Raw genomic sequence first — 14305 nt, 5'->3', positions numbered from 1 at the left:
ATCTATGCAATTTAATCATTCCCTGATAGAAAGTCTAAATTGCAACTTGTCTAATGCTGCAGTGTGGAAAAAACGCTATCTCTTGTACAAAAAAAACTAGGGAACAAATGTGATTTTGCTCCCTAGGTCATCAACTTCTATCTATTGTGTGAAGGTTTTTAGAACTTGAATGTAGTTCGAATGACTCCCACTAAGATGTCACTGTTGGCAGAGTTACCTTCCGGATCAATGAGGTAAATAACACCCGGTGTAATGGTGATGAAATCATTAACTGGGAAGGAATACAGTGCTTCTAGATGATAGGTCTGATCTGGGTTTTCCCGAGCAGCAACATCGTTATCAATGACTGTTGGTGGGACACCAAAGATGAGACCGCCAGTGGCGCCTTCAATGCCTAGGTCTGGAAAGGCAAAGTTAATTGCAGCATTGATGATATCTGCTTTGTTATTGGTATTGTCTTCACGAGCAATCGTGTAGCCAAACCAACCCCCTACCGCTAGCCAATCTGTTACTTTGAGCGTTCCTTCGAAGCCGAAGGAATCACCAGTGATGTTATTGGCACCGCCAAAGGGATTATTAGAAAAGACCGTTCCAGTGCCAAATCTCATTAAGCCATCAGGGGCTTCATTACGAATATAGGTTAAGCCGATTTGAGACCCTTCTGATGGTTTGATGCTGAGCTGGGCTAACGCGCTATAGGTTCCCCCAAATAACCCACCTTCATTTTCACCGTTGGCCAGAGTTGTTGCTGTCGCTTGGTTAGCACGACCTGCTAAGTAGCCTAAGTCCAGCCGAAAATCATTTTCCTTGTTGAACATGTAGGAGGTGCCGACACCCGCAACACTGGGAATCGCAACCGTACCAATGCGGTAGATGGGGTTACGCTCACCAAAGAAGGAAAGCGCACCTTTACCACCACCGAATCCCTCAAAGTAAGGGTTAACAGTGGTTGCGTAGTAGTGGTGGAAGGCCGCATTTGCAAAGACCGTGACATTTAGCTTGTCACCAATGGGGAATTTGTAGTCTAAGCGATCGAGGATAACGTTGTTGTTGGTATTGCCCGTGTCAAAGGCAATCCGAGTTTGCAAAGTCCCTGTATTATCAATAATTCCAGGGATGGCACCATCACTAAAGTTGACGGGACGATTAGAGGTTTGTAGTCGGGTATATAACCGATCCTTACCGGTAAAACTGGTAATAAAGTTGAGACGGGTTCTCTGGTTTAAGGAGACGCGCCCACTAATGTCAGCACCAGTGGTGGCATTGTCACCAGCGACACCACTAAACGCAAAAATAGCTTCCCCGTTTAATTTAGTGGTGGTTGAGAACTGCTGAGCTTCTACAGTTGCGACTCTTGCTTCTAAACCGTCTACCCGACCTCTGAGGGTGGCCAGTTCGGCGGCAAACTCATCTTGCAGAGCTTTGAGGGCATCTAGATCCTCTTTGGTAGCAAATCGATTGCTGAGGTTATCTAAGCAAGCGTTGACCAAGGCAGCCGCTTCACGACGGGACATGGCTCGGCTCGGACGGAAGGTGCCGTTGGGATAACCGGCGACACAACCATAGCGTTCCACCAAGGATTGGATCGCTTGGAAGGCCCAGTCATCCGGCTGAACATCTGATAATTGGGAAACAGAAGTGACCTGACCTAAGGATGCCTCAGAGGCATGCAAACTGGGGTCTGCAGGGAAATAGGGGTCGCTTTGATTCCCTGAAAGGTCTGTAATGGAAGTCGGGGGTGTTGCCAAGGTGGATGGTTCCACTGCTTGGGCAAGTTCCAGTTCGCCGTCAGTAGACGGTAGTTCTACTGCTGAAGGGGCATCACCACTGGGAGTGATCTCCAATTCTTCTGCAGTGACATCAGCGCTTGATGTCTCCGTAACTGCCTGAGCAGGGATGCAATGCACCATTGCGATTCCCAACATACTGGTACTTAAAAGCAGCCGGTACCAGGATAAAAATTTGGACATATTGTTTCAGTAACCTCACACCGAATTAATGAGCTGAACATGTAGGGAGAACCTCCGTTCAACGTCCGCTCAGTTTAATGAATACCTATTCCTAGATTTGTATCTCTTCGTACAATAAGGACAAGAATTATGAATAATTCACATGGATTATATGCATGAATCGCATGAATTATCTGTCCATTTTAGAAATCTTGAGGTAATGATAATAATCTTTGATTGGGTCTAAATGAATCCTCTAATAATAGGCGTCCAATGTGTGGCTTCTCACGCCATAAATCCAAAAATAATTTGGCTTGATATAAAAAAGACCGCAGGTTCATTCAGTCGATGAATCTGCGGTCTTTTGTGAGTGAAAACCTAATTTTGTGGTCCGTGATGGACTGATTTAGGCCTAAGGAGTTGTAGGATACTTTGCACCGATTGGACTATTGGTTGATGATGCTTCTGTCTCACCTTCATGGTGTTCGGCAAAAGAGCCTTGGGGTTCTTCTAGGAAAAAGATACAGAGGAAAGCAACAATCAAACCGGTAGTACCCAGGACTTGGAAAAAGCTAGAGTTAACGGCAGCCATGTTAGGTTCTGCACCAGCGCCATCTACAAATAGAAGGCGAGTGGTCAAATATGCAACAGCGCCAACATTACCATAAGCACCGACGTTACCCGCAATTTGACCTGTGACTCTACGCTTAACTAAGGGCACAATCGCAAAGGTCGATCCTTCAGAAGCTTGCACGAAGAAAGAGCAGGCCATGGTCAATAGAACAGCACCAGGCAACCACCAGTTACTAGTGACTTGGCTCATCAACAGATAGCCAATTCCCATACCGGCAGTGAGAATAACCATTGTCCATTTCCGGCTGCCCATCTTGTCGGAGATAATGCCACCACCTGGACGAGAGACCAAGTTCATAAAGGCATAGCTAGAAGCGATAATACCGGCCATGGCTTTGTCTAAACCGAAGGTCCCTTCGAAGAAAGCAGGGAGCATGGTGACCACTGCGAGCTCAGAACCGAAATTAACAATATAAGTCAGTTCCAGGATGGCAACTTGCTTGAACTTATAACGATCTTCAGGAGCATAGCGCTTTCGGCCTGACAGTAATTCTTTGTTGGCACTCCAGCAGTTGTAAGACTGGAAAGCGTATAGACCCAAGAGAGCAACCCATGTGATATACATGGCGGACGGTGTCAAGAAATTGACCTTATTTAAGCGCCAAGCCAACACCATCAAGATTGCAGTTAGAGGAATATTCATCAACATCAGGAAGTAAAAGTCTCGAACTGATGTGACTTCTAAGCCCCGAGCGCTATTAGGCCGTTGATAGACTTTTCCTGGCGGAGTATTGCGAACATTGGCGTAGTAGATAAAGCCATAAATGGCAGCAATAATACCTGAACCCGCAATGGCCGCTCTCCAGTTCAAAACAGCACTGGAAAATGATAGACCCAAAACGGTAAAGGTTTGAGCTTCACCAAAGTTGAAAGCACCAGGAATGAAACTTAATGCAGTGGCAAACAAAACCATGGTGAATGCAGAGAAGGCAGAACCAAAGTTGCCCCATCCACCATAGATGCCTTCGGCTGTTCCAACTTCTTTGGGAGGGAACCACTCAGCGGTCATGCGGATACCAATTACAAATCCTGCACCGACAATCCCCATCAGCAAACGAGCGATCACGAGCTGGGTGAATCCTTGAGCTGTGGCAAAAATTAAGCAAGGAATCGCCGCATACATTAACAGTAAGGAATAGGTCAAGCGGGGGCCATAACGGTCCAAGACCATGCCAATAATGATCCGGGCAGGGACCGTGAGGGCAACATTACAAAGACCAATGGTGCCCATTTGCGGCTTGGAAAGCCCTAAATCTTGAGCGATTGTGGTGGCGAAGGGGGGAAAGTTAAACCAGACCACAAAGGTCAAGAAAAACGCAAACCAAGTCATGTGTAGAATTTTGTAGCGGCCCTTAAAGGACCACATTTCCGTTAACATGCATTCTTCTCCAAAACAGAAATAAAAAAACTAAATCAGCCAAAAACAACGCGATAAGCCAAGAGCAAACTTAAACTAGGCATCCAGCACCACTTTTCCAACTGGATAGGCAATGCAGGTCAAGATATGCCCTGATGCTGCATCTGCATCTTCTAGGCCGTCTGGATCGGCTTCGTATCGAAATTCACCTTCAATCAGCTTGACCATGCAGGTGCCACAGCTTCCAGATTGACAACTGCTTTCAATCTCAACGCCTGCAGCCTCCGCAATTTCCAATAAGGATTGGCTGTCATCGCAATTGACTTCCTTGCCAGACGCTGCAAAGGTCACCACAGCCGGCTGGGCCGCGGCTGCCGGGGTGGGGGCAGGCGGGGCTGCCGGAGTGACTGACGCAGGAGCCGCAAAACCGTTTGGACTCACAGTGTCTTGCACAGTGCGTTGACGGGCGAGTCTGGCGGTTCCTTTGGGTGAACGCGGAGTGGATCGGGGTTGAGCATCAAACTGCTGAATGAGAATATCTTTTAAGACGTCTTTGAGCTCATCACAGGGGATGGCTTTTTGGACTTTTTCACCGAGGACAGCATCTTTACCGACTTTGCCACCCATAAATAAGTCCACCGCTTCGACGGTCTTGCCATCCTTGCGAGTTTTGGTGCCCATCAGGCCGATATCAGCGACTTGGGGCTGACCGCAGGAATTAGGACATCCGGTCCAGTGAAAGCGAACCGGTTTGGGCACGTCTAATTCGTCTTCTAGTTCATCGATCAAAGCCACGGCTCGATTTTTAGTTTCAATCAGTGCAAACTTACAGAACTGATTGCCAGTACAGGAGACTAAGGCACGGGCCAATGGGTCAGGATTGATGGAGAACACTTCTAGTAAAGGCTCTGCCAAGAAAGATTCTAAGCGGGAGTCAGGAATATTCGGAATAATGACGTTTTGTTCGACAGTTAGACGAATTTCGCCACTGCCGTAGACCTCGGCCATGCGGGCTAATTCCAACATATCGTTGGCATAAAACCGACCGACGGGAACGTGAATGCCTACAAAGTTTAAGCCAGGCTGCTTTTGAGCATGGACACCGAGATGATCTCGTTTGTCCCAGTCAAATTCATCCTTGTCGGCAGCGGCTTGGAGCGTAACACCCATCTGGGTTTCGACGGCGGCCCGGAAGCGTTCGACTCCCCAGTCGTCGATCAGCCACATCATCCGAGATTGGTGGCGATTGGCCCGGGAACCGTTGTCCCGATAGACAATGAGAATGGCTTCGCTGATATCCACGACTTGGGTATGGTCCACCCAAACGTTCATGGAAATGGCAGGAGCGCAGCGCTTAGCAGAGAAGAAACCGCCAACCAAAACGTTAAAGCCAAGCTTGCCATCTTTGTATGCTGGGACGAAGGCAATATCGTTGATTTCAGCATGGACGGAGTTATCGCGACCCCCTGCGATCGCAATATTGAATTTCCGAGGCAGATTCGTAAATGCTGGATTACCCTGACTATTATTGGTGATCATGTCCTGGACTTTGCGGACCAGACCTCGGGTATCAATCAGCTCATCAGCATCCAGCCCCGCAACAGGCGATCCGGTAATATTGCGGACGTTATCCATCCCAGATTGCACACTGGTTAGACCGGCTTGCTGGAACCGATTAAAAATATCAGGAATATCTTCGATGCGAATACCGCGCAACTGAATATTTTGGCGAGTGGTGATATCGGCATAACCATCTTCGCCGTATCGCTGAATCACTTCAGCCAGAACCCGCATTTGTCCGCCGCTGAGAATACCGTTGGGCATCCGCATCCGCAGCATGAATTTGCCAGGTGTAACGGGTCTGAAGAATAACCCTAACCATTTGAGACGTTGTGTCAGGTCAGTTTCGTCCATGGCTTCCCAACCAATCTGAGCAAAGTGGGAAAGCTCGGGTAAAACGGCCAAACCATCTTTTTCCGCTTTGAAACGCTCAAACTTATTCATTTTGGGCGCAGCTGGTGCGGTATTAGTCACTTAAATTCCTCTTGAGCTCGCGTCTTAATCCAATAGAGAATTGATCAAAATCAATTTCTGCGATTGGGATACTAACTTAGCGACTCCCATTGGGATCGTTCGTATCAGTCGTTACAAAGTGATAGGCTAAATGTAGTTCTTGCAATTGATTCATGCTAAAGCTGCATAGAACCCTACAAAGCTTTTGAATTGTTTGGAGAGAATAGCAGTGGCATGTAACTGCTAATGATCGTGAGTGAACTTGTATCCGTCTTATCTGAGCTAGAGACAGGAGATTTTCAATCTCGCTGGGAAACTGCTAAGCAGATTCCTAATTTTGGTGAGCCTGCCATTGCATTTTTGGTGGATTTACTCCACAACAAGTCTGATGATCCAGAACTGCAGTGGTTTGTGGCTCGGGTGTTGGGTGAGTTCAATCATGCAGATGCGGTCATCGCCTTGGCTCAGCTGATGCAAAATGCCGAAGAAGATGATGTTGCTGAAATTGCGGCCCAAATGTTAGCCCAAATAGGGCCCCAGTCTGTAGATGCATTAGCTGCATTGCTTGAATCATCCCCATCGCGTCTTCGGGTGGTCTCGGCGTTAGCTCAAATGCAAGATCCGATCATTGTGCCTATCTTGCTCAAGGTCGTAGCGGATACGGATGTATCTGTTCGTGTGATGGCGGTGGAAACCCTGAGCCGATTCCATGATTTCAGGGTCATCCCGGCGTTACTGCAAGGATTGTCTGATCTCAATGGCAAGGTTCGCCAGATTGCCATCGCTGGGATCAGCTATCGTGCCCCTCTCTTCCAAATGCATGATCATGACCCGGTGGCCTTGATTGTGCCGTGCCTGCATGATTTTGATGTGCAAGTTTGTCAGACGGCAGCGTTGGCCCTAGGACGTCTAGGAACGAAGGAAGCGGTTGAGGCCTTAAGCATAACTGCTGGGGCTGAGACGGTCCCTCTCCCCTTGAAGCTAACGATTGTCCAAGCCCTAGGACAGATTGGTAATGATCAGTCTGTGCAGATGTTACAAAAACTATGGCCTCATTCCAGGTCTTCGCTGCAGGTGGTAGATAATGAGGATCAGACCCTTGCAGCAGTGATTGTTAAAGCATTAGCCCTGAATCGGCAAGTGGATCGATCGACAGAGGCATTGATTTATTGCCTGCACCACCAGCCGGTGTCCGATCCAGCTCTGCAGAAAACCCTTGCGAGTGCCTTGGGACAGTCCGGTCAGCCACAAGCGATACCGGAGCTGATTCAGCTTTTAGGAATACCGGATATGGGGGTGAGACTGCATGCGATCGCAGCCCTCAAACAAATCTCTTCAGAGCTTGCCTACACTCAGCTTCAGGCTTTAGCAGCAAACGATACGGTGGATCAAAATGTGCGAGACGGCGTTGCGATCGCACTACAAGAATGGTGAGTTAATCTAGCTGACCGTACTGAACTGAATCCCAGGGGCACTATTGAAATATCGAACCCTAGTGACTTTCCAAAGCATCTCTTGGATTAGCGTGTTCTTTTTTCCCTGGGTCCGGTGTATATGTCCGTCGGCATTCAATATGACAGAAAGAACATGAATCAGTTAACCATCACTCGTTTTAACGGTACTGAAGTGTTCCCGATTGCATCTGCCCATTTATTCACTTTGAGAGACAATGAGGATCTCACGCTTTGGTTTGAAATTGAAGCTACAAAAGAAGGGGCTCACTTCAATGCAGATACATTGGTATACCCCGCTACTCCCAGTGCTGAGCTTGGGATACGAATGGCCCAATTTGATTCTTCAAAGCTTGTAGGACAACAGTTCACTCATCCTGGAATATCTAGCGATGACGGAGATTCATGCTGTGCGTTGTTCTACTATTACGAACATCAGCCTTTACGGGATAACCAAGTGTCGATCTTGTCGCAATCCCGCAATATATTCAAAATTTGTTGGATAGCCCGTACGCAAGACGTCAATTTCTATGACGGCAGTAAACCGGATGCCAAAATTGAGATCACTGCTGACTTTACGTTGACATCTACCTGCTAAGTCAGCACAGAACCCATATGTATTCATATATGGATACCAGTTCTACCCAGTACTTCAGCCGGCAAGTGATTCCACAATCGCTGGCAAGCTCTTTAGATCTGCACAAGCTGCATGAGCATTTTTACACTCAGCGTATAAGGAGGTTGTCACAAAAATGGTATGCAATCCCGCATTGATTGCCCCATTGATATCTGCAATCGGATTGTCACCAACGTAAATCGTTTTTTGCGGTGATACTCCAAGTTCTTGGCACCCAAGTAGAAAAATTTTAGGGTCTGGTTTACGAAGGCCAACAGCCTGGGACACGATAACACTCTTAAATAATGGAGCGATTCCCAACGCGGTGAAATTGCGTTCTTGAAAAGGGGACTTGCCATTAGAGATTAAGCCCAGTTTGTATTGTGGAGAGAGGTGGGTGATCGCCTCAATAACCCCCGTTCTAGGTACAGCAAACGCACAAAAACAGCTTTCATAGACCCTCAGTAACTCTTGAACAGACCACTCTGTCAAAGAGAATTCCTCGATTAGTGCTGTATAGACCTTATCTTTCCAAAGTGTGCCATTCGCATCCAGCTCCATAAAGCGACCGATAAAATCCGCTTGATTCGATAGATACGGCCTGAGCATGCCGTGACATTGCCAATGGATAAAGTCTCGTAAAGACCGGTCACGATCTAGCAGCGTTTGATCGAGATCAAAGATTACAGCATCCATATGATTCGTCCTGAGCAACCTACAGTGTCAGCGGCTTTTATGGAGGTTAACCGCTTTTAGCTAACACCACTGCTCCAAAGCTGAGGGCAATCAAAAATACTAAAACTATGGGTAGGAAGACGAGAATACCATCCCGATTAAAGCGGAGGGGTTGGTTTTGAGACTTCATCAGCAAAAACATCCCCCCTACACCCATCAGGATCCAGATGAATCCAAATCCTAGAAATAGCGCAAAAATGGAATCCGACATGACGCATTGAATGATGAGCTGCCAACCACTTGAAATGATAAAGCTATTATCGTCAAGCTAGATCGAGTCGTTCAGCAATGACAGCTCATCAACAAGAAAGTTTGCAATGTCGCATTCCAGCATGGTGGATATGAGAGGTCAGCGATCTTATTCAATGGCCAACGAGGCAGGGCTCGATACCAATCTAGGAGAAGCCTCAGAAGTTTGAGGAGCAGACGTGGGAAAGCCTTCTAACTCTCGGGACCGTTGAGTTTTGATCATGGCAATTTGACTGGTGAGTAGAAAGCTGACAAAGCTTGAAATCACAATCACTGGCAGCATCGCCATCCCAGACAACACGCTGAGAATAATGCTGGTGCTCACAGGGGTCTTAGTCACTGCCACATTAACGGCAGCCATTAAGCAGACCATGCCTAACGTGGGATGCACCTGCGGCACCATCAAGGAAATGGCGAGACCCACATTCGCACCAATAAAAAAGAGGGGAAAAATAAAGCCACCTAAAAAGCCAGAGTGAAGCGTCACGCTAATGGCAAACATTTTAGCCACTGCAATCATCAGCAAAAAGGTAATGCCCAGGGTTGCCCCCGTTTCAATCACCGTATGAATTTGCTCTTCGCTAAAAAATAGCGTTTGGGGAAAGGCTAAGGCGATCAAGCCAATGGTGAGTCCCCCTAGGGTGGCTAAAAGAATTCGATGATGCTCTAGGGGAGCGAGTAAATGGCCCACCAATCGAAATACGCCAATGAACATCACTGCAACGCCTGCCCCAATCCCACCCAGTACTAATCCTTCCAGTAAGTTAGTTGGGGTTAAAGGTGGCACGGTTTCGAAATGATAGAAACCACCAATGGTCATGCCAGTATTGATGCGAAACACTGCAAAGGAAAAAATTGCGGAAACGACGGCGGGGGCAATGGCTTCGTAATATTCCAAACCTTTGCGATGGGGAATCTCTAAAGCGAATAGAGCAGCACCAATCGGTGCACCAAAAAATGCACCCAAGGCGGCACTCATGCCACAAAAGGTCAGCACCCGCACCGAAGTGGTAGTGAGCTGCAATTTTTCTCCTAGCCAACTGCCGAAGCTACCATTGACCTGCACCAAAGGCGCTTCGGGGCCAGCACTCCCCCCGGAGGTAATCGCTACTAAGGACGCAATAATCATGGCTGGGGTTTTGCGAATATCAATTTTGCCGGGGCTGTGGATTTTGTCGACGACTTGGGCCATCTCTCCTGGTAGGCCCATAAAGAATAGGACCAGCCCGACACAGAAACCACCAATGGTCGAGGCGATCCAGACGTAATGTTGTTGAGGGAGCCAACTGGGAAAATAGGGCACAACCCGATCGGGCACGGTGTGCCAGACACCATGCATCAAGGTTTCGAGAACAAAGTAGTATGCAGTGGCCACTAATCCCCCAAATACGCCAATCAGTGCGGCACATATAACTAATTGTGAGTAGGTCAGCTCACGTTTTCCTATCTCGAATGGTGCCGACAGCGCATGCTGTTCTTCTGGACCACTGGCTAGCGTCTGTGTCATTAATGCTGAATCTCCATCTACCGATTGGCAGTGGATAGCTGCCAATCCAAGTGCTTTGCTTTGAAAGCGTATTTAGGCAGATTACGGAGAATTTTCCTTGACTTTCGTATCCATAAACACCGAGACGGCGGCCTGGAAGCAAGAGCTACATGCACTGAATGCGAGATCTACATGTCAAGAAATTCTTTTGCACTCTGTAGTAACAACTACTGAATTTTTTGGGCTTAATTATAGGATGAGGGGTGGCTATTTTGCCTGTGGCAACCCACGAACGTGACGATAGCGATTAGTCAGTCACGCTACTCTCCAAGCTAAATGCTACAGGTTTAGACTAAGCCTCATCATTTATTCTCAATTTTCACAGACGTAACCATTGTGTTCTGTGATTAGGAGCCTACAGACGTGATAAAACTCAATATCAATCCCCTAGATGGCATACGCCACTGGCTGGAAGCCATTCATGTTAATGATCGCCGCCAAGCCAATCTGTTGTGTCGATTCATACCTGCCCAGTGCCCATTTGCGCGGACCATTGCCGTATTTGGACATCCAGTGATGCGAATTCCGCCGTTATGTAAGCTGAATCCGTTCTATGAGCAGCTTATATGCTTAAGATTTCAAGCCTTATGCTTTCTGGCAGAGCACAACACAGAATCCCTCGCATAATGCTTCAATCTAAACGAGCCTGCCAGGGATATCTTTTGCAGCACCTAAGCTTGTCTCCTAAAAATTTGCGCTAGCTAGATTCAAGCGTCTTTGTAAAGATGCTGAAATGTTAGTCTCGGACAATATCGGTGGCATTAGGGACTGTGATGATGAAATGGGCTACCCCAATATCGAGGAGAGAAATGGTTTCTATTTCCTTGACGATAAATTCTTGAATGGTTAGATGTTGGCAGTCTACATAGAGGGTTTTGGGGCCAGGGTCGTATTGTAATTGGCACCCTTGCAAGCAGGGGAACTGGCTAATTAAATACTCTCGTAGAACCTGGATATAGCTCATAAGTCGTTCTGAGACCCGCTAGATGAATTGAACTCAACGCCCTAGTGCAGTATGAAAATCGCGTCGGAGTCATCAGCACTAGATAGGATAGTGGGCGGAATGCTAAACCAAAATGGCGGTGTGCAAGGGCTAAAGTCTCATGCCAAGCCTTACGGTAGTTGTTCTATATAAACATTTCGCTCATTAATATCCGCTTTAACCATCGATATGGTGCAGGTTTTGCATATTATCTAACGTCCTTTGCTAGAAGAAGATGTCATCGTTCAAGCATCGGCTGACATAGATCTCGACTATCACCCAAGCAACCTTGTCATAGGATCTCGGGCGAGCCCATGAGAGAGGCTGCTGTGACATTTGCGTTCAATCTGAGCTGATTTGATATCGTGTGTGAGCAGTGTTTTATCTGTTTCATGCTTTTTCTAACTCAACTGTTTAGTGGCAAGACGGTCAAAAATACTCTGTTGATTGGGGTGGGCTATATGCTTTCGCCCCTATCTTGGTGGAACGATCTATTTTTCAATTTGCCCATTGCCTATGTCTTTGGTTATGCCGTGAGTTGGGCTTATCCTGATGCCTTTTTGCCAGCAACCGTTGCCGGATATTGGCTCTCTAATGTTTTAGGCATCTTGATGATGCAGTCCGGCGCGTTGGATATGGTGATGGCCGATCAACCTCGATCCTGGCAGCGAGAACTCTGGATAGGACTGGGCAGTTCAACCCTCTATACCATCGTTATTGTTGGCCTTGTCCATTGGCATATTCTGGACATTCCTGAGTTTCTGTTGCCGTAGATGACCAGAGGGTGAACGGTGGCCTTGTGCCCAGAATGGTTCAATGGAAGGTTCGATTAAGCGGTCGCATCCTAACCACTATATAGATAGGAGCTGAATACTGGCAACGGCTGCATGGGCCATCATATTGGCTAACAAATCACGTCGCCAAAGATAAAAAACCGTGAAAATGCTTCCCCCAAATAGCGTAAAAAAGACGCCACCCAAACCCCAAAACGGTAGGTGAGATAAGGCAAAAGCGATTAAGGTCAAGCATCCACCTAGTTCTATCTTTCCAGTTAATGCTCCGAGGCGTTCGGTGGCATATCCTCGGTAAAATAACTCTTCTACACAGCCAGAGACGATGCCCAAGAGTAATAAGTACACCTTTGGAAGAGCTTGAAGTTTATCAACGCCTATATTCAAACTGGGTAAATTGAGGAGAGTGATGAGATCAGTCCCGATAGGCGTAACGATATACAGTTGAAGACCTACCATGACTAAACCCCAAACGAGGGTTTCAAGCTTAGGCGATTTCAAACCAATACTGGTTAAAGGTAGACGTTCCCACCAGAAGACCAGCGCCAGGAGGGAACTGCCTGCGAGTATCAGACATAAAGGTCCGACAATATAAGCGATCCAAGTGTCTGGCGGTGATCTTTGTAGAAGAGCCAAACAGGGCAAGCTACCCAGCGCCAGGAGTAATCCAAAGAATGTTTGTATCGGTGAAGACGGGTTTGTTATCTTCAAGGATGGTCTGATGTGGGTTGTGAAGTCGCAGGATCTTTATTCTCTCAAGAGTGGGCTCTGTGTGGTAACGAGTCCACTCTTGAGAGTCTCGATGCAGCATGGTTTTCTTATGAACGGAGGGTGTAACAGCCACGGTTGGGAAGAACGATATTAGCGACCCACTTGTAAACGCGCTCGCCAATTCCTAGGGTGCGACTGAGGTTGACATCGGTGACGCGGGCGCTGTCATAGCAGATTTTCCGTTGGGCTAAATCTAAAGAAGACACTCTAGCCTGCATTTTGACGGTGCCATGGGCATCCCGGCGTACTTTGCGTTTGAGGGTAACATTGGCTCTGACTTTCATTCGACAGCCATTAAATTGCACTGCGTCTACCCGATTAATCCGTAGCTTTTTGCGTTTATTAATGTGGTGGGTTTTGTCGGCCACTTTGCGATTGACGGCATTCAGTAACTGATCGTTGTAACGAGTACCCAGGTTCTGGACTTGTGCACAATTGAGAGACCGGGCTTGAGCGGGCGTTTGCAGGGTGGTAATGGCTCCGGTGACGGCACCGCTCAGGGCTAAGGCGAGTAGAAGTTGCTTTTTCATGATGTTTCTCCTAAGGATTGCTAGGTTGTTGAAGGGGCTGTTGAACCCCTCACGGAATCAATAGGGTTGGGTTGAAACGTTTATGCACTTCGATGCCTTTGTGACGTATCCAGACTGGGCACTGCATGTTCGGATTTTGGGTGGTTTTATCAGTGTGCTCTGGGTTCTAGAGATTGCAGATACGTTGATATTGAAAGGCTGGCTGAATCGATTTGGCATTTTGCCACGGCGATGGATTGGCTTGCGAGGCATTGTGTTGGCTCCGCTACTCCACGGCAATCTTCGGCATCTGTCCATGAATACAGTGCCCCTGGTGGTTTTGGGCTGGCTGATTTTGGTGCGCTCGACCCAAGTATTTGTGGTGGTTACTGCTGCCGTTTGGCTGATTGGCGGGCTAGGGGTTTGGCTGTTTGCGGGGTCTAAATCCAACCATATTGGAGCGAGTGGCTTGGTGTTTGGCTATCTGGGATTTCTACTGATGAATGGCTATGTAGAGCAAAGCGGGGTTGCGATCGCAACGGCAACTCTAGTCGGTCTCCTCTATGGCAGCACCCTCTGGAGCATTCTGCCGTTACAACGGGGAGTCTCTTGGCAAGGCCATTTATTTGGTGTACTCACGGGCGGGCTCTGTGCTTACTATCTGCCCCAAATCCAGGAATTGCTGCAAACGACGCTGGTTTAA

General features: G+C 47.6%; 14 protein-coding genes. 5 read left to right on the top strand and 9 right to left on the bottom strand.

What is annotated here, in order from left to right; translation table 11 throughout:
- Nucleotides 1–158: 158 nt before the first annotated feature.
- From AM1_RS13540 to AM1_RS13530, 3 genes are all read right to left on the bottom strand, one after another.
- Complete coding sequence (locus AM1_RS13540) at nucleotides 159–1970, bottom strand: iron uptake porin (protein ID WP_012163415.1); 1812 nt, start codon at nucleotides 1968–1970, stop codon at nucleotides 159–161.
- Between the two features lie 391 nt (nucleotides 1971–2361).
- Entirely contained in the window at nucleotides 2362–3960 is a 1599-nt protein-coding gene (locus tag AM1_RS13535) for an MFS transporter (RefSeq protein ID WP_012163414.1), read from the bottom strand.
- Nucleotides 3961–4035: 75 nt separating this feature from the next.
- Entirely contained in the window at nucleotides 4036–5973 is a 1938-nt protein-coding gene (locus AM1_RS13530; RefSeq protein WP_012163413.1) for a ferredoxin--nitrite reductase, read from the bottom strand.
- A 225-nt stretch (nucleotides 5974–6198) separates the two neighbouring features.
- Between AM1_RS13530 and AM1_RS13525 the strand changes: the two genes are divergently transcribed.
- Nucleotides 6199–7386, top strand: coding sequence for a HEAT repeat domain-containing protein (locus tag AM1_RS13525; protein ID WP_012163412.1), 1188 nt, complete (start codon nucleotides 6199–6201; stop codon nucleotides 7384–7386).
- 153 nt (nucleotides 7387–7539) lie between these two features.
- On the top strand, nucleotides 7540–8001 hold the full coding sequence (locus tag AM1_RS13520; protein ID WP_012163411.1) for a hypothetical protein: 462 nt from the start codon (nucleotides 7540–7542) through the stop codon (nucleotides 7999–8001).
- A gap of 54 nt (nucleotides 8002–8055) precedes the next feature.
- Here the strand turns inward: AM1_RS13520 and AM1_RS13515 are convergent, their stop codons facing one another.
- From AM1_RS13515 to AM1_RS13505, 3 genes are all read right to left on the bottom strand, one after another.
- Nucleotides 8056–8715, bottom strand: coding sequence for an HAD family hydrolase (locus tag AM1_RS13515; RefSeq protein WP_012163410.1), 660 nt, complete (start codon nucleotides 8713–8715; stop codon nucleotides 8056–8058).
- Between the two features lie 46 nt (nucleotides 8716–8761).
- On the bottom strand, nucleotides 8762–8965 hold the full coding sequence (locus AM1_RS13510) for a hypothetical protein (RefSeq protein ID WP_012163409.1): 204 nt from the start codon (nucleotides 8963–8965) through the stop codon (nucleotides 8762–8764).
- A 147-nt stretch (nucleotides 8966–9112) separates the two neighbouring features.
- On the bottom strand, nucleotides 9113–10510 hold the full coding sequence (locus AM1_RS13505; RefSeq protein WP_012163408.1) for a chloride channel protein: 1398 nt from the start codon (nucleotides 10508–10510) through the stop codon (nucleotides 9113–9115).
- Between the two features lie 402 nt (nucleotides 10511–10912).
- Between AM1_RS13505 and AM1_RS38700 the strand changes: the two genes are divergently transcribed.
- The gene (locus tag AM1_RS38700; protein ID WP_010471365.1) at nucleotides 10913–11176 is read left to right on the top strand and encodes a Mo-dependent nitrogenase C-terminal domain-containing protein; all 264 of its coding nucleotides are present in this window, start codon (nucleotides 10913–10915) and stop codon (nucleotides 11174–11176) included.
- 109 nt (nucleotides 11177–11285) lie between these two features.
- On the opposite strand, the gene AM1_RS13500 is transcribed toward AM1_RS38700, so the two are convergent.
- Nucleotides 11286–11513: a hypothetical protein gene (locus AM1_RS13500; protein ID WP_012163407.1), complete on the bottom strand. Its 228-nt coding sequence runs from the start codon at nucleotides 11511–11513 to the stop codon at nucleotides 11286–11288.
- Between the two features lie 410 nt (nucleotides 11514–11923).
- Between AM1_RS13500 and AM1_RS13495 the strand changes: the two genes are divergently transcribed.
- A complete protein-coding gene (locus AM1_RS13495) occupies nucleotides 11924–12304 on the top strand; it encodes a hypothetical protein (RefSeq protein WP_012163406.1) in 381 nt (126 codons plus the stop codon).
- Nucleotides 12305–12382: 78 nt separating this feature from the next.
- Here the strand turns inward: AM1_RS13495 and AM1_RS13490 are convergent, their stop codons facing one another.
- Both AM1_RS13490 and AM1_RS13485 read right to left on the bottom strand, forming a co-directional pair.
- Nucleotides 12383–13033, bottom strand: a complete 651-nt coding sequence (locus tag AM1_RS13490) for a CPBP family intramembrane glutamic endopeptidase (protein WP_238549249.1) — start codon at nucleotides 13031–13033, stop codon at nucleotides 12383–12385.
- A gap of 107 nt (nucleotides 13034–13140) precedes the next feature.
- The gene (locus tag AM1_RS13485; protein ID WP_012163403.1) at nucleotides 13141–13623 is read right to left on the bottom strand and encodes a hypothetical protein; all 483 of its coding nucleotides are present in this window, start codon (nucleotides 13621–13623) and stop codon (nucleotides 13141–13143) included.
- 82 nt (nucleotides 13624–13705) lie between these two features.
- On the opposite strand from AM1_RS13485, the gene AM1_RS13480 reads away from it, so the two are divergent.
- Nucleotides 13706–14305, top strand: coding sequence for a rhomboid family intramembrane serine protease (locus AM1_RS13480; RefSeq protein WP_049783732.1), 600 nt, complete (start codon nucleotides 13706–13708; stop codon nucleotides 14303–14305).

The sequence above is a fragment of the Acaryochloris marina MBIC11017 genome, from assembly GCF_000018105.1.
In the GTDB taxonomy this organism is placed as follows: Bacteria; Cyanobacteriota; Cyanobacteriia; order Thermosynechococcales; family Thermosynechococcaceae; genus Acaryochloris; species Acaryochloris marina.
Note: the sequence above shows the minus strand (reverse complement) of the source record. Positions and strands in the feature narration are given on the sequence as shown.

What these genes read in the sequence shown, in the direction of transcription:
- AM1_RS13540 (WP_012163415.1), bottom strand. Translation starts at nt 1,970, where the DNA reads ATGTCCAAATTTTTATCCTGGTACCGGCTGCTTTTAAGTACCAGTATG.
- AM1_RS13535 (WP_012163414.1), bottom strand. Translation starts at nt 3,960, where the DNA reads ATGTTAACGGAAATGTGGTCCTTTAAGGGCCGCTACAAAATTCTACAC.
- AM1_RS13525 (WP_012163412.1), top strand. Translation starts at nt 6,199, where the DNA reads ATGATCGTGAGTGAACTTGTATCCGTCTTATCTGAGCTAGAGACAGGA.
- AM1_RS13520 (WP_012163411.1), top strand. Translation starts at nt 7,540, where the DNA reads ATGAATCAGTTAACCATCACTCGTTTTAACGGTACTGAAGTGTTCCCG.
- AM1_RS13515 (WP_012163410.1), bottom strand. Translation starts at nt 8,715, where the DNA reads ATGGATGCTGTAATCTTTGATCTCGATCAAACGCTGCTAGATCGTGAC.
- AM1_RS13510 (WP_012163409.1), bottom strand. Translation starts at nt 8,965, where the DNA reads ATGTCGGATTCCATTTTTGCGCTATTTCTAGGATTTGGATTCATCTGG.
- AM1_RS13505 (WP_012163408.1), bottom strand. Translation starts at nt 10,510, where the DNA reads ATGACACAGACGCTAGCCAGTGGTCCAGAAGAACAGCATGCGCTGTCG.
- AM1_RS13500 (WP_012163407.1), bottom strand. Translation starts at nt 11,513, where the DNA reads ATGAGCTATATCCAGGTTCTACGAGAGTATTTAATTAGCCAGTTCCCC.
- AM1_RS13495 (WP_012163406.1), top strand. Translation starts at nt 11,924, where the DNA reads ATGCTTTTTCTAACTCAACTGTTTAGTGGCAAGACGGTCAAAAATACT.
- AM1_RS13485 (WP_012163403.1), bottom strand. Translation starts at nt 13,623, where the DNA reads ATGAAAAAGCAACTTCTACTCGCCTTAGCCCTGAGCGGTGCCGTCACC.
- AM1_RS13480 (WP_049783732.1), top strand. Translation starts at nt 13,706, where the DNA reads ATGCACTTCGATGCCTTTGTGACGTATCCAGACTGGGCACTGCATGTT.